Annotated in this window: 1 protein-coding gene; it reads right to left on the bottom strand. The window is 42.0% G+C overall.

Annotation, left to right across the window (positions count from 1 at the left end; genetic code table 11):
- Nucleotides 1-189: 189 nt before the first annotated feature.
- Nucleotides 190-474 (bottom strand): hypothetical protein (locus ACTHTY_RS11745; protein WP_440367806.1); only part of this gene is annotated, 285 nt, incomplete at its 5' end.

Raw genomic sequence — 474 nt, 5'->3', positions numbered from 1 at the left:
AACTAAAACAGAAAAAACCCACCAAAAAACTCACACCAAAACAACCTGCCAAACTAAGAAAACCAAGAAAAGAACCCATTTTCAAAATAGTAAACGGCGCACAACTAGAACCGACTACTCCTCTCATTAAGTCCCTAGAAACAGATCTGATTCGCTTGATTTTTCACACTAACTCTACTAATAAAGAGGTTAAGAACAAAAAACCCAAAAACAGCGAATACCAACAAACCCAACCCCCCACACAAAACACCAACCCAACCCCAACCAACAACACAAAAACCAACAACCCAAACACCACCACAACCCAAAAACCAAACACCCACACCACAAAAACACCACCCAAAACCACAAACCCCAACAACACAACCACCACAACCAACAACACAACCAACACGCACAAAACCAACAAACGCAAACACAAAAACCACCACAACAAACCCACACCAAACAAACCACCACACCCCACAAACAACA

This window comes from Neisseria sp. P0019.S002, assembly GCF_051957155.1.
Classification (GTDB): domain Bacteria; phylum Pseudomonadota; class Gammaproteobacteria; order Burkholderiales; family Neisseriaceae; genus Neisseria; species Neisseria perflava.
This window is presented reverse-complemented; position numbering and strand designations above follow the sequence as displayed.